17 protein-coding genes are annotated in these 22,980 nt (G+C 68.2%); 10 read left to right on the forward strand and 7 right to left on the reverse strand.

Features of this window, described 5'->3' with window-relative positions:
- Window positions 1–209: 209 nt before the first annotated feature.
- From ACO227_RS08410 to ACO227_RS08425, 4 genes are all read right to left on the reverse strand, one after another.
- On the reverse strand, window positions 210–977 hold the full coding sequence (locus ACO227_RS08410; protein ID WP_423606831.1) for a FadR/GntR family transcriptional regulator: 768 nt from the start codon (window positions 975–977) through the stop codon (window positions 210–212).
- Window positions 978–1,189: 212 nt separating this feature from the next.
- Window positions 1,190–3,943, reverse strand: a complete 2,754-nt coding sequence (locus ACO227_RS08415; protein WP_423606833.1) for a TonB-dependent receptor — start codon at window positions 3,941–3,943, stop codon at window positions 1,190–1,192.
- A gap of 93 nt (window positions 3,944–4,036) precedes the next feature.
- Complete coding sequence (locus tag ACO227_RS08420; RefSeq protein WP_423606834.1) at window positions 4,037–5,308, reverse strand: MFS transporter; 1,272 nt, start codon at window positions 5,306–5,308, stop codon at window positions 4,037–4,039.
- A gap of 24 nt (window positions 5,309–5,332) precedes the next feature.
- Window positions 5,333–6,484, reverse strand: a complete 1,152-nt coding sequence (locus ACO227_RS08425; protein WP_423606836.1) for a mandelate racemase/muconate lactonizing enzyme family protein — start codon at window positions 6,482–6,484, stop codon at window positions 5,333–5,335.
- 231 nt (window positions 6,485–6,715) lie between these two features.
- On the opposite strand from ACO227_RS08425, the gene ACO227_RS08430 reads away from it, so the two are divergent.
- Window positions 6,716–7,447: a FadR/GntR family transcriptional regulator gene (locus ACO227_RS08430; RefSeq protein WP_423606838.1), complete on the forward strand. Its 732-nt coding sequence runs from the start codon at window positions 6,716–6,718 to the stop codon at window positions 7,445–7,447.
- A gap of 132 nt (window positions 7,448–7,579) precedes the next feature.
- On the opposite strand, the gene ACO227_RS08435 is transcribed toward ACO227_RS08430, so the two are convergent.
- Window positions 7,580–7,939: an L-rhamnose mutarotase gene (locus tag ACO227_RS08435; protein WP_423606840.1), complete on the reverse strand. Its 360-nt coding sequence runs from the start codon at window positions 7,937–7,939 to the stop codon at window positions 7,580–7,582.
- Window positions 7,940–8,027: 88 nt separating this feature from the next.
- Here ACO227_RS08435 and ACO227_RS08440 point away from each other — a divergent pair, with 88 nt between their 5' ends.
- The 9 genes from ACO227_RS08440 to ACO227_RS08480 all read left to right on the forward strand — a co-directional run bounded on the left by ACO227_RS08440 (window position 8,028) and on the right by ACO227_RS08480 (window position 18,738).
- Window positions 8,028–9,206, forward strand: coding sequence for an aldose 1-epimerase family protein (locus ACO227_RS08440; protein ID WP_423606842.1), 1,179 nt, complete (start codon window positions 8,028–8,030; stop codon window positions 9,204–9,206).
- A 172-nt stretch (window positions 9,207–9,378) separates the two neighbouring features.
- Window positions 9,379–10,125 (forward strand): SDR family NAD(P)-dependent oxidoreductase, encoded by a 747-nt coding sequence (locus ACO227_RS08445; protein ID WP_423606844.1) that lies wholly within the window; start codon window positions 9,379–9,381, stop codon window positions 10,123–10,125.
- Between the two features lie 15 nt (window positions 10,126–10,140).
- Window positions 10,141–11,334, forward strand: a complete 1,194-nt coding sequence (locus ACO227_RS08450) for a CaiB/BaiF CoA transferase family protein (RefSeq protein ID WP_423606846.1) — start codon at window positions 10,141–10,143, stop codon at window positions 11,332–11,334.
- On the forward strand, window positions 11,331–12,449 hold the full coding sequence (locus ACO227_RS08455; RefSeq protein ID WP_423606848.1) for a carbohydrate ABC transporter substrate-binding protein: 1,119 nt from the start codon (window positions 11,331–11,333) through the stop codon (window positions 12,447–12,449). The genes ACO227_RS08450 and ACO227_RS08455 overlap by 4 nt, the downstream gene beginning before the upstream one ends.
- Window positions 12,446–13,216, forward strand: a complete 771-nt coding sequence (locus ACO227_RS08460) for an enoyl-CoA hydratase/isomerase family protein (protein ID WP_423606850.1) — start codon at window positions 12,446–12,448, stop codon at window positions 13,214–13,216. The genes ACO227_RS08455 and ACO227_RS08460 overlap by 4 nt, the downstream gene beginning before the upstream one ends.
- A 9-nt stretch (window positions 13,217–13,225) precedes the next feature.
- A complete protein-coding gene (locus ACO227_RS08465; protein WP_423606851.1) occupies window positions 13,226–14,182 on the forward strand; it encodes a 2-hydroxyacid dehydrogenase in 957 nt (318 codons plus the stop codon).
- Window positions 14,139–14,969, forward strand: a complete 831-nt coding sequence (locus tag ACO227_RS08470) for a kinase (protein ID WP_423606853.1) — start codon at window positions 14,139–14,141, stop codon at window positions 14,967–14,969. Before ACO227_RS08465 ends, ACO227_RS08470 begins: the two co-directional genes overlap by 44 nt.
- Window positions 14,970–15,034: 65 nt before the next feature.
- On the forward strand, window positions 15,035–16,645 hold the full coding sequence (locus ACO227_RS08475) for a rhamnogalacturonidase (RefSeq protein ID WP_423606855.1): 1,611 nt from the start codon (window positions 15,035–15,037) through the stop codon (window positions 16,643–16,645).
- Window positions 16,646–16,668: 23 nt separating this feature from the next.
- Complete coding sequence (locus ACO227_RS08480) at window positions 16,669–18,738, forward strand: glycoside hydrolase family 2 protein (RefSeq protein WP_423606857.1); 2,070 nt, start codon at window positions 16,669–16,671, stop codon at window positions 18,736–18,738.
- A gap of 3 nt (window positions 18,739–18,741) precedes the next feature.
- On the opposite strand, the gene ACO227_RS08485 is transcribed toward ACO227_RS08480, so the two are convergent.
- Window positions 18,742–19,638, reverse strand: a complete 897-nt coding sequence (locus tag ACO227_RS08485) for an iron-containing redox enzyme family protein (RefSeq protein WP_423606859.1) — start codon at window positions 19,636–19,638, stop codon at window positions 18,742–18,744.
- Window positions 19,639–19,715: 77 nt separating this feature from the next.
- Window positions 19,716–22,922, reverse strand: a complete 3,207-nt coding sequence (locus ACO227_RS08490) for a family 78 glycoside hydrolase catalytic domain (RefSeq protein ID WP_423606860.1) — start codon at window positions 22,920–22,922, stop codon at window positions 19,716–19,718.
- Window positions 22,923–22,980 lie beyond the last annotated feature (58 nt).

Here is a 22,980-nt window from a genome sequence, read left to right on the forward strand (position 1 = left end):
TTTCCGAACCGGGTTCGGCCGCGCTTCCATATCCAAATCCCGTCGTCATCCCCGCCAAGCGGGGATCCATTGCCGCTGCCGGTACGGCTCAATCCGCCCGGTCAGCCAGAATGGATTCCCGCCTTCGCGGGAATGACGACGTGGGAAGATGAGTCCCCAATCTAGCCCCCGCTTTCGCAGGGGAACGATCCAAGCCGACCAGATCGACGCTATTTGCCGCGCTTGCGCGGGGTGGTGCTCTTCTCGATCCGCGAGACGCCGTGGCCGATGATGTCGCGCATCGCCCGCGCCGCGCGCTCGCCGTCGCGCGCCTCGATCGCGTCGACGATCTGGGCGTGGCCGCGCACGCTGGTCAAATGCTCCTCGGCCTCGTTGACCGGCGAGCTCATGCGGAACGAGGCCATCAGCGCGGTCTCGATCACCGCCGAGAGCGAGCGCATCAGCGCATTGTCGGAGGCGCGGCCGATCGCCTTGTGGAACTGCAGGTCGGCCTCGGCGAAGTCGCGCGCGCTGTCGGTGGCGTCGCGCATCCCGGCGAGATGGCGGCGCATCTCGGCGAGATCCTCGTCGGTGCGGCGTTCGGCGGCGGCGCGGGCGGCGGCGGATTCGATCGCGACGCGGATCTCGGCGAGATCGCGCAGGAACGCCATGTCGAAACCCTGGCTGGACTTCCAGGCGAGGATGTCGGCGTCGAAATAGTTCCAGTGCGAGCTGTCGAGCACGGTGGTGCCGACGCGCGTCTTGGAGACGATCAGCCCCTTGGCGGTCAGCGTCTTGAACACTTCGCGCAGCACGGTGCGCGAGATGCCGAAGCGGGCGAGGATCTCGGCCTCCTGGGGCAGCTTCGTGCCCGGCAGGATCGCGCCGGAGAGGATCTCGTGGCCCAGCACCTGCGCGACCTGGTCGTGGCTCGAGCGAACGTTGCGCGCGAACCGGCCGAAGCGGGGCTCCTCCTCGATCGCTGTCTGCTGGTTCACCCGTTGCACCCGATTGCCGCCCCCATGTTGCGGCCGGCGCCTCGCCGCCTGCGGGGGCGATGGCGCGGCCAATTCCCCTGTATGCGGCGAAGCGTCCCGCATTTCCATCGGCATTTCATGCGCGCGCCGCCCAAACGAAGCGGGGCGCCCCGTTGCGGCCGTTCGACCGCGACGGAGCGCCCCTTGGCCGCGCCGGGGAGGGCAGGCGGCCGTCAGAAGCGGACGCGGACGCCGGCGGAGACGCGGCGGCCGGTCTTGCGATACTCCTTGGTGCGGTCCTCGCTCACCGAGTAGATGAACTCCTTGGCGTTGTTGAGGTTGATCGCGTCGGCGAAGATCGTGAAGTGCTTGCCCACGTCATAGGACAGGCTCACGTCGAGCTGGCCATAGGCGTCGAAATACTCCGGCTCGCCGTTGCGGCCCGAAGCCACCTGCAGGAAGTTGTCGCGATAGGTGTAGGCGACACGCGCCTGGACGCCGTATTTCTCGTAGAAGCCGACCAGGCTGTACGAATATTTGGACAGCCCCTCGAGCCCGAAGGTCACGTTCGCCACTGCGTTGCGATACTGCGCGTTGGAGTCGGTGTAGTTGAAGCTCGCCTGGACGCCCAAGCCGTCGAACGGGGCGGGCAGCCAGTTGTCGAACGACTGGCGATAGCCGAGCTCGAAGCCCTTGACGGTCGCGCCCTCGCCATTGTCGGGCACGGTGACCTGGAACGTCACCTGATCGACCAGCTGCGGCGTGGTGACCAGCGTCACGAAGGACTCGATGTCCTTGTAGAACGCCGCCGCCGAGAGCAGCGAGCCGGGCGCGAAATACCATTCGGCGCCGAGCTCGACCTGCTTGGCGCGGAACGGCTGCAGATCGGGGTTGCCGCGGCGGATCGTCTCGTTGCCCGGGTTGGTCTGGATCGTCTGGCGCGGCGACAGGTCCGACAGGGTCGGGCGAGTCAGCACCTTCGACGCCGCGAAGCGCAAGATGACGTCGTCGGTGACGCTGAGGCGCGCGTTCAGCGAAGGCAGCCAGTCATGATATTTGCCCCGGAAGCTGATCGGCTGGACCGGCGAGACGACGATGGTGTTCTGGCCGCCGCCGGTCGGCCGCGCGCTCAACACCTGGCGCGAGGCGCCCGACGAGGTGTAGTCGGTATCCTCGTAGCGCAGGCCGACATTGACCGCGAGCGGCATGCCGCCGATCTGCGTCTCGAGCGCCGCCATGGCATAGGCGGCCTTGACCTTCTCGTTGACGATCGACGACCCGGAGGGCGAGAAGACCGCGGGGTTGAACGTCCTGCCGTCCTGCGCCGCGAACTCGTCGATCGTGCGGATCAGCTCCTGCGGGCTGTAGATCACCCAGTCGCGGATGATGTCGCCGCCGCCGCCCGAGAAGAAATAGCGGTTGGTGGGCGAGAACAGCGATTGCGGCAGCGCGCGGTTGGAGTCGCAATAGGTGCACTGCTCGCCGAACGGCGTCTCGTCGGCGGTGATCGTCTTGATGCGGCTCTGCGCGAGCGCGCCGGCATAGAGCGTCAGGTTGCCGTTGCCCGGCTTCCACTCGATGTCCGCCTTGTACTCCTCGATCTCGTCATCGATGTTCGAGCCGCCGCCCCAGATGTAATAGTGCGCGGTGATGCCCTGCGGGTTGGTCGCGGCGTTGGCGTAGTTGGGGCTGGTGAAGCCATAGTCGTAGATCGGGCTGCCGCTGCGCCGGTCGAACCACAGATCGATGTTCTTGCGGCGGATCGTCGTGAAGAGGTTGTTCTCCTTGCCGCGGCGGCGCGCGTCGGAGAGCGATCCGTCGAGACGGACCCGCAGCGTGTCAGTCGGGCGCCAGTCGACGTTGATGCCGAACTGGTCGGTGGTCACGTTGCGGTCGTCATACTGGATGATCTGGTCGACGAAGCCGCCGACATAGCGCTGGTACACGGCCTCGCCACCGGTCTGGACGCCGTTGACCACGCTGCCGCCCTCGACGACCTGCTCGGCGAGGATGCCGCCGGCGAAGTCATAGGCGAGGCCGGTCTGCTGCTCGCGGAACCGTGCGCTGGAATAGAGCGTGTCGATCGTCACGGTGAGCTTGTCGCTCGGGCGCATCTGGACCGAGCCGTTGACCGCCCAGCGCTTGAGATTGCGCTCGAAGAAGAAGGGCGAGAGGTTGGACGGCATCGACACGCCGCTGAAATTCTGCACACCCGCGCCGATGCGGCCGCGCGGCACCCCGGCGAGGTTGTAGTAGCTGTCGCCTGCCGAGCGCTTCACATGGCCTGCGCCGATGGTGAACTCGTCGATGCGGTTCTCCTGCTCCGAATAGACGCCGGCGAGCGCGATGCCGAAGGTGCCGGCGTCGTTCTTCCAGCTCGCCACGCCCGAGAATTCCGGGTTCCAGCTGTCGGCGATCTCCGACCACATGCCGGTCGCGGCGCCGGCAATCTTGAAGCCCTCGCGCTGGTCGAGCGGGCGCAGCGTCTTGACGTCGACGGTGGCGCCGATCGACGAGCCGTTGAAGTTCGCTTGGGGCGACTTGTAGACGTCGGCGCCCGAGATGACCTCCGAGGGGATCACGTCGAACGAGAATTCGCGGCCGTTATTGTCGGTCGCGAGCGTGCGGCCGTTGACGGTGACCGCGTTGAACTTGGGGCCGAAGCCGCGGACGGTGACGTAGCGGCCCTCGCCGCGGTTGCGCTCGATCGTCACGCCGGCGACGCGCTGGAGCGATTCCGCGACATTCTGGTCGGGCAGCTTGCCGAGATCCTCGGCGACGATCGAGTCGACCACCGCCACCGCGTTGCGCTTGATGTCGATCGCGGCGCGCTCCGAGGCGCGGATGCCGGTGACGAGGATTTCCTCTTCGGCGGGCGCGGCTTCCTCGGCTGCTGGGGCCGCGGTCTCCTGCGCGAGCGCGGGCTGGGCGAGCGTGAATGCGCTTCCCGCGACGGCGGACAGCAGCATGGCACGGCGAATCTTCATCTTCTCTCTCCCTGAGAATGTGTTTGACGGGAGGATGGCGCACGCCTCCCTGTATGTCAAGTTATCATCATATGTATTACAAATATGATGGAGTCAGCGCACGCTCCGGATCGGGAGCACGCACAGCGCCGAGCCGAACACGAAGATCACCGCCGCCCAGAAGATCGTGCGATAGTCGTTGGCGAAGAAGCCGAGCAGAATGGCGGCCATCACCGGACTGATGATCTGGGGGATGTTCACCGCCGTGGTGAGGATGCCGAGGTCCTTGCCCTCGTCGCCCAGCGCGCTCTTGGGCAGCACCTGAGTCATCAGCGCCATGTCGATCGACATGAACATGCCGTAGCCGATGCCGATGATCGCGGCGTAGGCCCACATCCCCTGCATTGTCGGGATCGCGAGGGGCGCGACCATCGCGCAGCCCATGATCAGGCTGCCCAGGATCACGAACGGCTTGCGCGCCTGATACTTGTCCGAGAGCCAGCCCGAGAGGAGCGAGGAGGCGACGAGGCAGATCAGCGTGACGATCGCCATGTTGGCGATGGCGATGTTCGACGCGTCGTTGCCGAGGCCGATATAGTCGCGCAGGATGTAGAGCAGGTAGGTGGCGACCGCCTGATAGCCCATATAGATGAAGAACCGGCTGGCGAACGCCCAGGCGAAGTCGGGATGCTTGCGGGGGGAAATCCAGAAGCCCTTGAGGAACGCCCACCAGTGCATCGGACGGCGGGGCAGATGGTCGCTCGGCGGCTCGCGGTTGATCGCGACGAAGGCGAGACACGAGGCGGCGATGGCCCCTGCGAACAGGCCATAGGCAAGCACCCGCTCGCCCGCGAGATAGCCGGCGACGACGGTGCCGGCGGTCAGGCCCGCGGTCATGCCCGCGCCGACGATACCTGAGACCGCGCCGCGCGTCTCGGGCGCGAAGCGGTCGGCGATCAGCGTCGTCATCGCCGGCTGCATCGAGTTGTAGGCGACCGCCGCCATCACCCACAGCACCATCAGCGACCAGAAGCTCGTCATCCACGACACGCCGAACAGCGCGGCCGAACCGATCAGCGAGGCGATCGCGATCCACGGCGAGCGGCGGCCCCAGCGGCTGCGGGTGCGATCCGACAGTGCGCCCGCGATCGGGGTGGTCAGCGTCGAGAAGACCGAGGTGATCGTGAACATCCAGGCGAGATTGCCGACCTTCGATGCCTCGTCGAACTCGGCGATCTGATTGGGCAGCAGGACGCCCATCACGCCGCTGTACAGCGCCATCAGCAGGAAGAAATTGACCATCAGCGACAGCTGGAGCTTCGCCCGCTGCGGCCCGAATACATAGGACGGGGCTTGGGACGGATTGGTGTCGGCGACGCTGGCCATGCTCTCTCCGGTGATCTCGTCTCGTTATTCTGCAGCCTGCGGTCCGTCGGGCACCAGCCTGAGGCCGGCCTGGCGCGGGCGGCGGTGCGGGCCGCCGGCGCTGTTCCAGCCCGGCGCGGTGCGCGCGACCAGCGCCGCTTCGTCGACCGCGATGCCGAGCCCCGGCGCATCGCCCAGGCGGATGCCGCCATCGGCGATCGTCTGGTCGACAGTGAGCCCGGCGGGCATCTTCCAGTCCTGCACCTCGATCCCGATCATGTTGGGCAGGCTCGCGGCGGCGTGCGCGACCGGATTGGCGTTGTAGCCGACCGGCGAGACCGGGAGGTTGCGCGCGTGCGCGGCGGTCGCGACGCGCAGGAAATGGGTGATGCCCCACACGCTCCCGGTCTGCACCACGTCGACGCCGCGCGCGTCGAACAGCGGTGCGAACTGGTCGAGCCCGGTGAGGTTCTCGCCCGTCGCCACCGCCGCGCGGCAGGCGCGCGAGATGCGGGCATGGCCCTCGGCATCCCAGCGCCGCACCGGCTCCTCGATCCAGGTGAGGTCGAGCCGCGCCTCGATCTCGGCGAGGTGGCGCACCGCCTGCTTGACGTTCCACGCCTCGTTGACGTCGAGCATCAGCGCCGGGTGCGAGGTGTTGGCCGAGAGGATGTCGCGCGCCGCGAGCAGCCGGGCGATGTCGCGCCCGATGTCGCGCCCGCCCTTGACCTTGGCCGAATTGTAGCCGCGCGCCGCCCAGCCGCGATAGAGCGCGGCGAAGGCCTCGTCGTCGAGCCCGTAGCACAGCCCCGACGCATAGCCGGGCACGAACCGGTCGAGCGCGCCGAGCGTGCGCCACAGCGGCTCGTCCGCCATCTTGGCCTTGAGATCCCACAGCGCCATGTCGACCGCGGCGATCGCGCCATAGGTCGCGCCGGCATGGCCGCTCTTGAACACATGCGCCAGCATCGAATCGTAGAGCGCGGTGACCGCGCGCGGATCCTGCCCCTCGACCGCCGGAAAGACGCGGTCGATATCGCCATGCTGGCCGAGGCCGATGCCGGTGAGCCCGCCATCGGTCTCGAGCAACAGGATCGGTACCTCGGTCACGCCGCTCGCGACGACACCGTTGACGTCGCCCACCGGCCGGCCCCAGTCATGGGTGGTCGTCAGGCTGCGATATCCGGTAATCTTCATGCTCGGCGACGCCCCTTTGTCCAGGCAAGCCCTTACCCGGCGTAGAAACATAGTATGTATTATCTTTCCAAATCTGCAACCCCGTGAATTTGGAGTTTGGTTCAGCAAGGCTGAACCGGTCGCGGGCCGGCACCGCGATTCGGCGCAGCTGAATCCGACTCTAAAGCCTTGACGCTGCGGGGCTTGCGGTTCCACCCTTGGTAGCGTGAACGGCGTGAGCGAGAGAGACGAATGAACGAAACCACGGCCGCGCATCAGCGGGTCCGCCGCCGTCCGCGCCTGTCGACGGCGGTGGTCGAGGACCTGGTCAACGCGATCGTCATGGGCACCTATCCGGTGGGCACCGCGCTGCCGCCCGAGAACATGCTGTGCGACATGTACGACGTCAGCCGCACCGTGGTGCGCGAGGCGACCACCGCGCTGACCGAGAAGGGGCTGGTCGTGTCGCAGCAGGGCCGCGGCACGATCGTGCGCGACAGCCGCGCATGGAACATGCTCGATCCGATGATCCTCTCGGCGCTGTTCCAGGGCGAGGAGGGCCTTGCCTATCTCGACAACCTCTCCGAGATCCGCACGCTGCTCGAATCGACGATGGCGGCCAAGGCGGCGGCGAACGCGACGCCGGATGCGATCGCCGAACTCGGCGACCAGATCGAGAAGCTCGAGGGGCTGGTGACGATGCCCTCGGCCTATGTCCATGAGGATCTGAAGTTCCACGACATCATCATGCGCATGTCGGGCGACCGTCTTAGCAAGGCGATCATCGACGGCATCCAGTCGGAAGCGCTGCGCACCCACGGCTATTCGGGCAAGCTCAGCGTCGAGCATGTCCGCGAGACGCACGCCGCGCACCGCAAGGTCTATGAGGCGATCGCGGCGCGCGATCCCGCGCGGGCGTCGCAGGCGATGCACGACCACATCGCCGGGTCCTGGGCGAAGCGGCGCGCGCAGCCGCGGGGGTAGGACCTTACTTTTCCTTCCCGTCATCCCCCGCGCAGGCGGGGATCCATTCCGGCTAGCCTGTCGGATGGAGCCTTAGCGGGCCGCGGCAATGGATTCCCGCCTTCGCGGGAATGACGTCTTTCGAGGGTGGCGCTAGGGCTGCTCCGCCAGCGAATAGATCTGCTCCATCTCGACCCATTTGCGGTCCGGCGCGAAGGGCAGCGATTTCTGGAAGGTGCCCCCCATCAGCTTCTCCCAGGCGACGACGTCGGGATTGGCGGCGTCGCGGGCGAGCTTGAGCTCGGGGCTGGGCGCACGATCGGGATCCACGTCCATGATCATGAACATGCGGTCGCCGACCAGCCAGATTTCGAGCGATTCCACGCCGTCGGCGCGGATCGCGGCGTTGACCGCCGGTGGCGGGCCACCCGGCTCGTGCCAGCGGCGATAGGCGGCGATCAACTCGGGATCGTCATGCAGGTCGACGGCGAAGCAGCGGCGGACGGTTGGCATGGGCAGTTTCTCCTGCAACGTCGATTGACGCGCGATACCATCCTGCCCTAAACATCATACGTCTTACAACATGAGATGGAGCGGGACGGTGCCGAGGCTCTATGGCGAGACCCTTAACCGGCGCAACCTGGCAGCGCGATCGGGTTCGCTCTCGCAATTCGCGGGCGTGCGCCTGTCGACGCTGGGCGACGGGGTCGAGCGCGGCGTGCGCTGCCTCGAGTTCCGCACCGGGTCGGGCCTGCGCTTCACCGTCCTCGTCGATCGCGCGATGGACATCGCCGAGTGCGAGCATAATGGCCGCGCGGTGGGCTGGCACTCGCCCTCGGGCTTCCGCCATCCCGGGCTCCACGATTATGAGGGCGAGGGCGGGCTCGGCTGGTTCCGCTCGATGTCGGGCCTGCTGATCACCTGCGGGCTCGACCATGTGCTGTTCATGCACGACGATCCGGCCGGCCATTATCACTATGGACCGCGCGAGAAGGTGTCGTCGTCGCTCCACGGGCGGATCGGGACGATTCCGGCGCGCCTCACCGGCTATGGCGAGACCTGGAACGGCGACGAATGCGTGCTGTGGGCGGAAGGGGTCGTCCAGCAATCGACCGTGTTCGGCGAGGACCTTCACCTCATCCGCCGGATCGAGGCGGATGTCGGCGGGGACGAGATCCGATTGCACGACCGCGTGGTCAATCACGGCTTCTACCGCACGCCGCACATGTACTGCTACCATATCAACGTCAGCCATCCGGTGGTGGCCGAAGGCTCGCGCTACGTCGCGCCGATCAGGGACGTGATCTGGGCGGCGCACCAGGACAAATATCGCGACCAGGATACCGGCTACCGCACCTTCCCTGCGCCGATCGTCAATTTCCACGAGCAGGTGTGGCAGCACGACATGGCCGCGGATGCGAACGGCAAGGTCAATGTCGCGGTGGTCAACGAGGGCATAGGCTTCGGCTTCGAGGTCGAGACGCGCAAGGACCAGTTCCCGGCGATGTACGAATGGCAGAACCTCCATGCCGGCCACTACGCCATCGGCATCGAGCCTTCGACCAACCATGTCATGGGCAAGGATTTCGCGCGCGAGCGCGGCGAGCTGATCTGGCTCGAGCATGGCGAGGAACGGCGTTACGACAGCGTCTTCCGCATCCTGCCCGATGCCGGCGCGGTCGCCGATGCGGTGAAGCGGATCGAGGGAGTCGCGGTGCAGCCGGCGGACGAATATCCCGTGCCCTCGGGCAACTTTCCGCCGATCGGAAGCGCCAAGTGAAGGGGCATCTTGTATCCTCCCCGGCACGGGGAGGGGGACCGCCGCGAAGCGGTGGTGGAGGGGGCTATCCGCACCGGACTCGCTTGCCTTGCTCCCCCTCCACCATGCTTCGCATGGTCCCCCTCCCCGTGCCGGGGAGGATACAAGATGCCCCCGTTCTGGGAGCGGCATCATGAACAACCGCACCGTTCTCTACACCGGCGCGGCGGGCGGCCTGGGGCACGACACCACGCTGCTGCTGATCGAGCGCGGCGCGACGGTGGTGGCGATCGACAACGACCTTGCCAAGGTCGACGCGCTCAAGGCCGCGGCGGAAGGCAAGGGGCCGGGCGAGCTGGTCGTCTCCACCGCCGATCTCTCCGACCTCGCTGGCTTCCGGGCGACGCTCGACCGGCTGATCGCCGCGACCGGCGGGTTCGACGTGGTGATCAACAACGCCGCGATCTACCCGTCCAAGCCGTTCGAGGAGTACTCGATCGAGGAGCACCAGGCGGTGCAGCGCGTCAATGTCGACGCCGGGATCGTCGCGGTGCAGGCGGCGCTGCCGGGGATGCGCGACAAGGGCTTCGGCCGCATCGTCAACATCTCCAGCATCACGCTGTCGGGCGGCTGGGCCAACCTCTCGCCCTATGTCGCGTCGAAGATGGCGCTGGTCGGCCTGACCCGCGCCTGGGCGCGCGAGTTCGGGCCCTATGGCGTGACCGTCAACGCGATCGCGCCGGGCGCCTTCCCGACCGACGCCGAGAAGATCCACCCCGATCCCGAAGGATACAACCGCATGGTGCTCGACGCGCAGGCGATCAAGCGCCGCGGCACCGCCCACGACATCGCCAACGCCATCGCCTTCTTCGCGAGCGACGAGTCCGGCTTCGTCACCGGCCAGACGCTGCACGTGAACGGCGGCTGGGTGATGGCCTGAAAGGAAGAAACGACTGTGACCAATATCCTGAGCGGCATCCGCGTGCTCGACTGCTCGATCGCGATGGCCGGGCCGTTCGCGGCGCAGCGCATGGGCGACATGGGCGCCGACGTGGTCAAGGTCGAGCCGACCGGCGGCGAGTGGCAGCGCCACGCCTCGGCCGGCGGCGCGCATGGCAACAAGGTCAACGTCTCGTTCCTCTCGCTCAACCGCAACAAGCGCAGTCTCGCGGTCGACCTGAAGGCGCCCGAGGGCAAGGCGCTGCTGCTCGAGCTGGTCAAGGATGCCGACGTGTTCCTGCAGAACTACCGCCCCGGCGTCGCCGAGCGGCTGGGGGTGGACTATGCGACGCTGTCGGCGATCAACCCGCGCCTGATCTATGTCTCGATGTCGGGCTATGGCGAGGACGGGCCGTACCGCAACTATCCCGGGCAGGACCTGCTGCTGCAGGGCATGTCGGGCGCGATGATGTCGACCGGCGCCGACGGTGCGCCGCCCTCGCCCGCGGGGCAGTATCTGGTCGACGCGATCACCGCCTATTCGGCGTTCGAAGGCGCGCTCGCCGCGCTGTTCCACCGCGAGCGCACCGGCGAGGGGCAGCTGGTGCAGGTCAACATGCTCGACGCGATAACGACGATCCAGATGCAGGAGCTGTCAGTGTTCACCGTCGGCGGCAAGCCGCAAGCGCGCTCGGCCGAGCCGCACGCGCACAGCTATATCCGCGCGCCGTACGGCGTCTTCGCGACCCGGGATGGGTATATCACGGTCGCGATGGCCTCGCTCCGGAAGCTCGGCGAGCTGTTCGGCGATCCATTCTTCGACGGGCTCGACGACGAACGCGACAGCTGGGCGCTGCGCGACCAGATCTTCGCCAAGGTGCGCGAGCATCTCCCCGCGCGGACCAGCGCCGAGTGGCTGGAGGCGATGCGCGCGCGCGATATCTGGGCGGGGCCGGTCTATGGCTATGCCGATCTGGTCGAGGACCCGCAGATCAAGCACAATGGCACCTTCGTCGAATACGATCATCCGACCGAGGGCCGGGTGAAGGCGCCGGGCTTTCCGATCCGCTTCTCCAAGACGCCGTCCGTGGTCGAGCGGGGCGCGCCGCTGGTCGGCGAGCATAGCCGCGAGCTGCTGCGCGAGGCCGGGCTGGACGACCAGGCGATCGAGGCGCTGATCGAATCCGGCGTGGTGCGCCAGCACGGATGAGCGGCCCCTCGTATCGCGGCCTGACCTGGGACCATCCACGCGGCTACAACGCGCTGGCCGCGGCCGCCGCGCAGGCCAAGGGACTGGCGCTGGCCTGGGACAGGCACCCGCTCGAAGGGTTCGAATCGCATCCGATCGGCGACCTCTGCGCGCGTTATGATCTGGTGGTGCTCGACCATCCGCATGTCGGCGAGGCGGTGGCGGCGGATTGCCTGGTGCCGATCGAGGCGCTGTTCGGCGGGGACGAGATCGCTGCGTGGCGCAGCGCGGTCGCGGGGCCGTCGCTCGCCAGCTACCTTTATGCCGGCAAGCACTGGGCGCTGCCGCTCGACGCCGCGACGCAGGTAATGGCCTATCGCCGCGAGACCGTCGCGCTGCCGCCGCTCGAATGGGCGCAGCTTCCGGCCTTCGCCACCGGGCATGCGGTTGCCCTGTCGCTGGCGGGGCCGCATGCGATCCTGAGCTTCCAATCGATCTGCGGCGCGTTCGGGTTCGCGCCGGCGGCACCGCGCGACGGTTTCATGGATCGCGCGATCGGGCGCGAGGCCTATACGCTGATGGCGGCGCTGACCGGCGACGTCACGCGCCGTGCGTGCGGGCTCAACCCGATCGCGATGCTCGGCGCGATCGAGCGCGGCGATGGGATCGACCTCTGCCCGCTGATCTACGGCTATGTGAACTACGCGACGCGAGGCGTGGGTTTCGCCGATGCGCCCGCGGGGCCTGACGGGCGGATCGGCTCGACGCTCGGGGGCACCGGGATCGGCATTTCCAAGCGCTGCCGCGCCGCGCCCGAGCTGCTCGATCACCTTCGCTGGCTGATGTCGGAGCCGGTGCAGCGCGGCTTCATCCCGCAGCATCACGGTCAGCCCGCGCTACGCTCGGCATGGCGGGACGATGCGGTCAACGCCGCGACGGGCGGCTTCTTCGCGGCGACGCTGGCCACGGTCGGGGCGGCGCTGCTGCGCCCGCGTCACGATGGCGCGATCGCCTTCCAGACCGCGGCGTCGGCGCGGCTGCGCGCCGCGTTGCTCGACGGCGACGCGGTCGATCCGTTGCTCGACGATCTCGAAATCCTGTATCGCACGCACCATCCGGCCGGAGCCGAGACATGACCGACGACCTGTTGTTCACCGTGGCCGACCATGTCGCCACCATCACCCTCAACCGCCCCGCCAAATTGAATGCGCTGACGCCCGAGATGGCCGCCGCACTGATCGCCGCCGTCAGCGAGTGCAACGCCAGCGACGCGGTGCGCTGCGTCGTCATCACCGGCGCGGGCGAGAAGGCATTCTCCGCCGGCTCGGACATCACCACGCTCGACGGCTATGCGACGCCGTGGGACTTCCGCAATCGCGACGATTATTGCGATGCGCTGCGCGCCTGCCGCAAGCCGGTAGTCGCCGCGGTCAACGGCTATGCGCTGGGCGGCGGGCTGGAGACGGCGATGGCGGCGGACATCCGCATCGCCTCGACCAACGCGAAGTTCGCCGCGCCCGAGATCAAGCTCGGCTGGATCGGCGGGGGCGGGATGGCGGCGGGGCTGACCTATTCGATGGGCGCCTCCAACGCCGCGCTGATGCTGCTCACCGGCGACATGATCGATGCGGAGAAGGCGCTGGCCTGGGGGCTGGTGAGCGAGGTGGTCGCGCCCGACGCGCTTCTCGCCCGCGCGCAGGAAATCGCCGCGACGATCGCCGCGCGCGCGCCGATCGCGGCGGAGACGGCCAAGCTCAACCTGCGTGCCGCCCACACGATGCCGTGGGAAAAGGCGATCGAGTACGAGCGCGACCTGCAGGCGATCTGCTTCGCGACCGAGGACGCGAGGGAAGGGCGCGCGGCGTTCGCCGAGAAGCGTGCGCCCGTCTTCCGCCGCCGCTAGGCTCGACGCATGACCAAGCCCAGGATCCTGCTCACCCGCCGCTGGCCCGAAGCGGTCGAGGCGCGCCTCGCCGCGAGCTACGAGGTGACACGCAACGAGTCGGACTCGCCGATGGATGCCGCCACGCTGGTCCAAGCGATGCGCGAGCATGACGCGCTGTGCCCGACGGTAACCGACAAGATCACCCGCGACGTCATCCTCACGGAGGGCCGCCGGGCGCGCGTCATCGGCAATTACGGCGCGGGGTTCGAGCATATCGATCTCGATGCGGCGCGCGAGGGCGGGATCGTGGTGACCAACACGCCCGACGTACTGACCGATGCCACCGCCGACATCGCGATGACGCTGATCCTGATGGCGACGCGCCGCGCGGGCGAGGGCGAGCGCGAGCTGCGTGCGGGCGAGTGGACCGGCTGGCGACCGACGCACCTGCTCGGCCGCTCGCTGGGGGGCAAGGTTCTGGGGCTGGTCGGCTATGGCCGCATCGCGCGCGCGGTGGCCGAACGGGCCAAGGCGTTCGGGATGGAGGTGGTGGTGCACAGCCGCAGCCGTGCGGACGATGTGCCGGAGGACGCCTATCATGCGTCGCTCGATGGCCTGCTGCGCGTCGCCGACATCGTCTCGTTGCACGCCCCGGGCGGCGCGGCGACGCGCCACATGATCGACGCGGCGGCGCTCGAGATCATGAAGCGCGACGCTGTGCTGGTGAACACCGGGCGCGGCACGCTGATCGACGAGGCGGCCTTGGCCGTGGCATTGAAGGACGGGACGATCGCCGCCGCCGGTCTCGACGTGTACGAGCGGGAGCCGGCGGTCGAGGCGGCGCTGGCCGGCCTGCCGAACGCGGTGTTGCTGCCGCATCTGGGCTCAGCCACGCTCGAGACGCGCGAGGCGATGGGGATGAAGGTCGCCGACAATCTCGATGCCTTCTTCGCCGGGCGGGAGCCGTTTGACCGCGTCGCTTGAGATCGTCGCGCAAGCGGTCGCGGCCTGGCTTGAAGCCGGCCCGCGACCGCTGATCCTCGGCATCTGCGGCTCGCAGGGCAGCGGCAAATCGACGCTGGCGCGCGGGCTGGTCGAGCGGCTCGGCGTGCCCGCCGCGATACTGTCGCTCGACGATCTCTATCTCGGCAAGGCGGCGCGGGCGGTGCTGGCGCGCGACGTCCACTCGCTGCTCGCCACGCGGGGCGTGCCGCTGACCCACGATGTCGCGCTGGGCTGCTCAGTCCTGGATGCGGTGAAGGCGGGGCAGCAGGTGCGCCTGCCGCGCTTCGACAAGGCGAGCGACGAGCCGCTGCCGGAAGCGCAATGGAAATGGGTCGACCGACCACTTGACCTGCTGATCTTCGAGGGCTGGTGCGTGGGCGCCGCCGCCCAGGCCGATGCCTATCTCAACGCCCCGGTCAATGATCTCGAACGCACCGAAGACCCCGACGGCACCTGGCGCCGCGCGGTCAACGATGCGTTGGCCGGTCCCTATCAGACGCTGTTCGCCCGTATCGACCGACTGGCATTGCTTGCGGCGCCCGGGTTCGAGGTCGTGCAGGGCTGGCGCACGCAGCAAGAAGCGGAGCTTCGCACCACCCTCGCCGAGCAGGGGCGCGATCCCGCGCTGGCGATGACCGATGCGCAGGTCGCGCGCTTCATCCAGCATTACGAGCGCATCACCCGCGCGATCCTCGCCGAGATGCCCGCGCGCGCGGACCTTACGCTGCGGCTCGGCCCCGATCGCGAGGTGATCGGTGAAAGCTGACTTACAGCTTGCGATCCCTGCCTCGCTAATTCATCACCACGATAAACAGCGACAGGAGAGAGACATTGCTCGAGGCGCGGGCCGAATTCAGCCGCAGGACGGCATTGCTGGGGGCAGGGGCGGCATTGGCTGCGAGCGCCGTGCCGGTGCGCGCGACGGGCGCGCTCAGCGGCTTCCACGATGTCCGTGACTATGGCGCCAAGGGTGACGGCAAGGCGATCGATTCGCCTGCCTTCAACCGCGCGATCGAGGCGGCGAGCGCCACGGGCGGCGGCACGATCGTGGTGCCGCCGGGCCGCTATCTCTGCTTCTCGATCCGCCTGAAGAGCCACATCACGCTCGTGCTCAGTCCCGGATCGGTGATCGAGGCGGCCAGCCCCGACAAGCACAAGGGCCAGTACGACTTGCCCGAAGGCGTGTGGGAGGAGCAGTTCGTCGACTATGGGCTCGCTCATTTCCACAACAGCCTGATCTACGGCGACGGAGTCACCGACATCGCCATCATCGGGCACGGCCTGATCCACGGCCTGGGCCTCGACCGCGAGGGGCCGCCGCAGGGCTGGCACGGCGTCCCGGGCTGGAAATCGCCGAGCGAGCGTGGCCTGAGCGCCGATGCCGCGCGGCGCGCCAATCCCGAAGAGATGAAATATGAGGGGCGCGGCAACAAGGCGATCGGGCTGATCCGGTGCCGCAACGTGCTGCTCAAGGACTTCTCGATCCTGCAGGGCGGGCATTTCGCCTGTTATGTGCTCGGCTGCAGCAACGTCCGCATCGACGGCCTGACCGTGGACACCGACCGCGACGGCATCGATCTCGACTGCTGCCGCGATGCACGCGTCACCAACTGCCTGGTCAACGCGCCCAAGGACGACGCGATCGTCCTGAAGAGCAGCTATGGGTTGCAGGAAGCGCGCTTCTGCGAGGATGTGCAGGTGATCGGCTGCAAAACCAGCGGCTATCTGCTCGGCACGGTGCTCGACGGGACCTACCGGAAGTCGCCCTATCTCGCGCCCGACAAGGTCGGCGTGCTCGGGCGGATCAAGCTCGGCACCGATTCGATCGCGGGCTTTCGAAATATCCTGATCGCCGATTGCGTGTGCGAGAATTCGCGCGGGCTGCAGCTCGGCGCGATCGACGGCGGGGTGCTGGAAGACGTGACCTTCCGCGACATCAACCTCGTGAACCCAGTCAACCACCCGGTGTTCCTGCGCCTGTCCGCGCGCAATCGCGCGCCGAAGGGGGCGGGCATCGCGAAGGTGCGGCGGGTGCGCTTCACCGACATCCAGGTCTCGGGCGCGCGGCGCGAATATCCGTGCGGCGTGGTCGGGATCGAGGACGGGATCATCGAGGATGTGAGCTTCCGCGGCGTGCACGTCACCGCGGCGGGCGGCGGCACGGCCGAGGACGCCGCGCGCCAGGTGCCCGAGCGGCGCAACTCGAGCCTCGAGCCGAGCTTCATGGGCACGCTGCCGGCGCACGGGTTGTACGCGCGGCATGTACGCAACCTTGCCCTTACCGATTGCAGCTTTGATGTCGTGATGCCCGACGCGCGCCCGGCGGTGGTGCTGGAGAATGTGAACGGCGCCGTGGTCGATGGGCTGACATCGCCCAAGCCGATCGAAACCAGGGTGCGCGCGACATCGGGTAGCGCTAACATCGTGGTCGAATCGACATAGACGATCGTCACGGGAGCAGGGGCATGACGGGGTATCTGAAGAAGGGCCTGCTGTGGCTCGCCGCGATGACGATCACGCCGGCGGCGCTGGCGCAGGAGCTGCCGCTCGCGCAGGGCTGGCGCTTCCTCAAGGAAGACGCGAAGGGTGCCGAGCGGCCCGGATTCGACGATGCCGGCTGGGCGCGCGTCGCGGTTCCGCACACCTATAATGCCGGGGATACGCGGCGTGGCGGCACCAAGGCGCGGAGCGAGCCCGCGGGTGACTATTATCGCGGCCCGGCCTGGTATCGACTCAAGCTGGAGCACAAGCCGCTGCCCGGCACGCGCTACCTGCTCCATTTCGGCGGCGCGACGCTCAAGGCCGATGTCTGGCTCAACGGCGAGAAGATCGGCAGCCACGCCGGCGGCTATGCCGCGTTCCGCTTCGATGTCACCGGAAAGCTGCGCGCGGGCGGGAATTTGCTCGCGGTGCGGGTCGACAATGCCAGGAACCCGCACATCCCGCCGCTCAACGGCGACTTCAACATATTCGGCGGCCTCTATCGCGAAGTGAAGCTGATCGCGACGCCCGAGCTCCATCTCGACCGGCTGGACCATGCCGGGCCCGGGATCAAGGCGCGCACCGAGGCGCTCGGCAAGGGCAGCGCGACGATCGGCGCGACCGTCGCGGTGTTCAACGACCGCGCGGTGCCGGCCAGCTTCCAGGTCGTCACCCGCATCCTCGACGTTCAGGGCAAGGCGGTCGCCATCCAGCGCAGCCCGCTGACTCTCGCCCCCGGCGCCCGCGGCACCGCCGAACAGCGCTTCGCGCTCAAGGCGCCCAAGCTGTGGGAGGGGCGCAAGTCGCCCTATCTCTACCGCGTCAAGAGCGACGTGGTGGCGAACGGGCAGGTGGTCGACAGCCAGTCGGTACCGCTCGGCGTGCGCACCGTTGCGATCACGCCCGACGGCACCTTCCTGCTCAACGGCAAGCCCTATCGCCTTCACGGCGTCAATTTGCAGCACCCGACGCGGTTCGGGCGCGGGCCGATCGTGACGCGGGCCGAGATCGACGAGGACTTGCAGCTCTTCGCCGACATGGGCGTCACCGGCATCCGCCTCGCGCACATGCAGCATCCGCCGCGCGTCTATGAACGGGCGGACGAGCTCGGCATCCTGATCCTGACCGAAGTGCCCCTGGTGGACGATCATGATCAGTCGGACGCATTTCGCGGGAATGTCGTCCAGCAGATGCGCGAGCTGATCGCGCAGCATTACAACAATCCATCGGTCGCCTTGTGGGGGCTCGGCAACGAGATCCGCAAGTCCGATCCGGCGTCGAATCGCATCCTCGCCGAGCTCAATTCGACCGCCAAGACGCTCGATCCGCTGCGCCCGACCACCTATGCACATTGCTGCATCGACGACAGGGATCCGATCGCGCTGCACAGCGACACGGTGTCCTACAACCGCTATTTCGGCTGGTATCTCGGCAAGCCGGAGGATTTCGGCCCGTGGGCGGACGACCTGCACGCCAGGCTGCCGGGACGCCCGATCGGGGTCAGCGAATATGGCGCCGGCGCCTCGATCCTCCACCAGGAGGACCCGGTGGTGAAGCCCCCGAAACACAATGGCGATTGGCATCCCGAGCAATATCAGACCGATTTCCACATCAAATACTGGCTCGCGATGAAGCAGCGGCCCTTCCTGTGGTCGACCTTCGTGTGGGTCGGGATCGATTTCCCCTCCTTCAAGCGCAACGAGGGCGACCGGCCCGGAATCAACGACAAGGGGCTGGTGACCGAGGACCGCAAGCCCAAGGACGCCTATTTCTGGTATCAGGCCAACTGGTCGGACAAGCCTATGCTGCATCTCGCCAGCCGCCGCGACGTCAACCGGCGCACCAGTCAGGTCAAGGTGATGGCGTTCTCGAACCAGCCCTTGGTCGAATTCCGGCTCAATGGCGGCGCCTGGCGCAGCGTGCCGGTGGCCGACCGCATCGCGACCTGGACGATCGAGCTCGCCAGGGGCGAGAACCGCGTCGAGGCGCGCGCCCGCACCGCGGGCGGCGCGATGCTGAACGACGCGGTGAGCTGGACCTACGCGACGCCCTGAGGATCAGCTCCACAGGGTCGCGCGATAGGCGTCGAAGCAGCGCGCGCCGCAATGCAGCCGGATCAGCGCGCCTTCCGCGATCGCGGTGACACGCGCCGGGTCCTCCTCCACCGCGGGACGGATCGCTTCCTTGTTCCAGGCGGCGCTGTGCTTGATGTCGAGCACCGCATGGACCGAGAAATAGCGCCGCTCCTTGCCCGAGAAACCGAGTCGCTTGAGGCCCTCGGCCACCATCGCCGAGCGGCCCGGCGCGGTCAGCTCGATCGCGCCGAGCGCGCCGACCGAATGCCAGGCGTAGCGGCGTGTGGTGGCCATCGCGGTCATCGCATTGGCGAGGCAAAGGCTCTCCCATAGAGTGCGCTCGATCGACGGGTCGACCTTGAGCGTCTCGACCAAGGCGTCGAGCATCGGACCGTGCATCCCCTGGAAGGTGCCGTGACCCATCTCGTCCCAATAGTTGCGCGCGAGTTCGAGCTTGGGGCGGACCGGCAACTTGACCTGAGTCAGCGCGACGAGATCGTCGAACCCGGCCTCGCCCGCCGCTTCCTGCTCGAAGAACCAGCGGAACTGGTCGATATCGGCGGTGTCGCGCAGCCAGGGGAAGAGCGGGTCGCCCTGGCCGGGGCCCGAATGCTCCAGTTCCTCGAACCAGGCCATGAAGCCATCCGGATCGGTCGGCGCGGCGGCGGCTTCGTCGATCACCTGCGCGCGCAGCTCCTCGAGGAAGGCGCCTTCGAGCCGCTGCATGCGCGTGTCGCGCTCCAGGGCACGCTGCCAGTCGGGGTCGGGAAGCCCGGGGCTCAGCCGTTCCCGATTCCAGTGCGCGAGCCCGCGCTGGAAGCTCGGGGTAAGAAACTGCGATCCCGCAGGCGCATCGCCGCGGATGAATCGGGTTGCCATGTCGTCATGTCTCCTGTCGCGGGAAGAACAGGAGAGAAGCGCTCTGGTTCCAATGGCTTCGCCGGTGCGAACCGGGGCTAGGTCATTGAGAAAGCGTAATCACCTGACCCTGTCTCGACCACCAGCCGGCTGTCTTGCAGGCCTTTGACCGTGACGTTCGCGGCACGCGCCAGCGGCCGGCCACCCTCGCGAACCCGGTCCGCCGACGCGGCGGGAAGGTGGAGCTCGGCGACGGTATTGGGCGGCACGTGGAGGCGAGCCGTGAAGCCGCCGCCTTGCGCCAGCTCCCATGCCGTCTCGATCCGCCCCATCGGGCTGTCGTAGCGCGCCCCGCCGCGGGGCACGCGCGGATCGAGCACCGGGTCGAAGCGCCAGCGGGCGAAGCCTGGGGCGATCGGATCGATCCCGGCGATGCGGCGGAACACGAACCCGTTAACCGCGCCGAGGGCATAATGGTTGTACGAATTCATCTCGGCATTGCTGGTGTCGGCGTTCCACCGCTCCCAGATCGTCGTCGCGCCGGCCGCGATCATATGCCCCCAGGAAGGCAGCGCGGTGCGCAGCAGCAGATCGTAGACCAGCGCTTCCTGCCCCGTGTCGGCGAGCGCATCGAGGCTGTAGGGCGTGCCGAGAAAGCCGGTCGAGATCAGCGTGCCGCGGCGGCGGATGTCGGCGGCGAGCTTGGCCGCGGCGGCGGCGCGCAGCTCCTTTGGCACCAGCCCGAAATGCAGCGCGAGAATGTAGCCGCAATGCGATCCGTTGCCGACGCTGCCGTCCGGCCGGACGAACTCCCGCTGGAAGGCGCGGGCGATGTCGGCGGCGAGGGCGGCATAGGCCTTGGCCTCGTCCGCGCGGCCGGTGGCGGCCGCCATCTCGGCGAGCTTGGCGGCCGACCGCTGCCACATCGCGGTGGCGATCAGTGCCTTGGGCGTGGTCTCGTCGCCCGCTTCCCTGGCGTCGAACGCGACCCAGTCGCCATAGTCATAGCCGCGCTTGTTGCGCCAGATCAGGTCCGGGTTGTTGGCGCGGAGATAGTCGAGATAGCGCGTCATCGATCGCCAATGCTCGCCGATGATGGCGGTGTCGCCATAGCGCTGCCACACCGTCCAGGGCAGGATCACCCCTGCGTCCGCCCAGCCCGGCGAGGTGCCGTTCGAATAGTCGCGCCAGCCCGACGGCGCATAGTCGGGATATTCGCCCTGCGGCCCCTGCGCGTCGCGCATGTCGCGCAGGTAGCGGCGGGTGAAGGCGGCGACGTCCATGTTGAACGCGGCGGCGTCCCAGAACACCATCGCGTCGCCGGTCCAGCCGAGCCGCTCGTCGCGCTGTGGGCAATCGGTCGGGATGCCGAAGAAATTGCTGCGCTGGCTCCACAGCGTGTTGCGCCACATGCCGGTGATGATCGGGTTCTCGACGCGCAGCAGGCTGGTCTCGCCGAGGTCGCTCGACACGACGATGCCCTCGAACTCGTCCGCGGTCGGCGCGCGGCCGAGCCCGGTCAGCTCGGCATAGCGGAAGCCGAAATAGGTGAAGTGCGGCTCGTAGGTCTCGCCCGCCGGGTCGCCGCGGAAGACATAGGTGTTGGTCGCCTCGGCAGTGCGCAAATTCTTGCGGCTGACGCTGCCGTCGGGGTTGAGGATCTCGGCGAAGCGCAATGTCACCTTGCGCCCCGCCTCGCCCCTGGCCTTGATCCGCACCCAGCCCGCGAAATTCTGGCCGAAGTCGAGCGTGTAGCTGTCGGGCCCGACCTGCTTGACGATCTTGAGCGGCACCGTGCGGACGCGGCGCAGCGGCGGACCGGCATTGGCCTTGACTTCGCACGGCGGCACCGCGCCGATCTCGGCAGCGCGCCAGCCGGATTCGTCGAAGCCTGCGGAGGACCAGCCCGGCTGCGCGCGGCGGGCGTCATAGTCCTCGCCATAATAGATCTCGCTCTTCACCACCGGCGCGCCTTCGGACAGGCGCCAGCTCTCGTCGGTGGCGACGGTCTGCGTCGAGCCGTCGGCATAGGTCAGCTCGAGCTGCGCGAGCAGGCGAAGCGGCGGCGGGCCGAAGGCGAAGCGCCCGGCGAGGCCGTGGAAGCTGCCGTACCAGCCGTCGGTCAGCATCGCGCCGATCGCATTGGCGCCGGGCCGCAGCAGCGGCGTCACGTCATAGGCGCGGTAGAGCACGGTGTCGCGATAGTCGGTGCTCTCGGGCGTCATCAGCGCATCGCCGACGCGCCTGCCGTTGATCTCCGCCTCGAACGCGCCGAGCGCCGTGGCGTAAAGCCGCGCGCGCGCGATCGGCTTGCTCACCTCGAACTCGCGGCGCAGCAGGAACGCGCCGCAGCCGGGAAAGGCCTGGAGCTGGTATTTGCTCGGCTCGGCGACCGGCCAGGCGCTGTCGTCGAAGGCGACGGCCTGCCAGCCCTCGGGCGCGTGGAGCGTGGTCCGGGCGCCCTTGGTGGTGATGCGCAGATCTCCGGCGCGGAGCATCAGCGCCGTGGCGCATTCGTGGAGCTTGCGCTCGTTGAAGCCGCGCGGGTCCTTGACCGCGACGGCCACGACATGGCGGCCGGCGGCGAGCTGGTGCGTGGTGACCGCGGGCGGCTCGCTGCCCGAGCGGGTATCGCGGTTCGGGCCCCGGTTGATCTGCTCGCCATCGACCCAGATGGTCGCGGGGAAGTTGCAGACCGAGATGAGTGTGACCGGCCCGGCCTGCGGCAAGTCGAAGGCGAGGCGGAAATAGCGCGGGGTCTTGTCCTTCGAGCGGTCGCCGCGCACCCACAGCAGCCCCGCCTCGCGGTCGCCCTTGGCCAGCGCGGTCTCGGCCGCGATCCACTTGGCCTGCCAGTCGTCCGTGGCGAGCAGCGCCATCTCCCAGCGCGCGGCGGGACTGGTGGCGGTGCGCCCGCGCGCGTCGCGCACGGTGACTCGCCAGTGCACGATCGCGCGCGAGGCGATCGGCCTGCCCGCATAGGCAATGTCGAGCGAGGCGGCGCTCGCCACCTCGCCGCTGTCCCAAAGGTCGGGCCTGCCCGCGCGGAGCAGTTCCGCGCTGCTGGCGGCCTCGATCCGGTAGTGCGTCTGGCGCACGCCGCGGTCGCGGCTCTCGATCCGCCACGACAGGCGCGGAGCGCGGTCGTCGAGGCCGATCGGATCAGTGAGGCCGTGCGCCTTGAGCCCGGTCACCTCGAGCGCGCCCGGTGCCAGCGCTGCGGCGGGCGTGCGTGTGGAGAGCGCGGCCCCGGCGACCCCCGCGCCCTGCAGCAGGCGCCGCCGATCGATCCTCGTCCCCGCCATCGTCACCCCTTCCGCTTCGCTTGATCGCCGGCCCTCGCCTCGTCCCGCCCGGGGGATC

This window comes from Sphingomonas sp. MS122 (assembly GCF_049532975.1).
In the GTDB taxonomy this organism is placed as follows: domain Bacteria; phylum Pseudomonadota; class Alphaproteobacteria; order Sphingomonadales; family Sphingomonadaceae; genus Sphingomonas.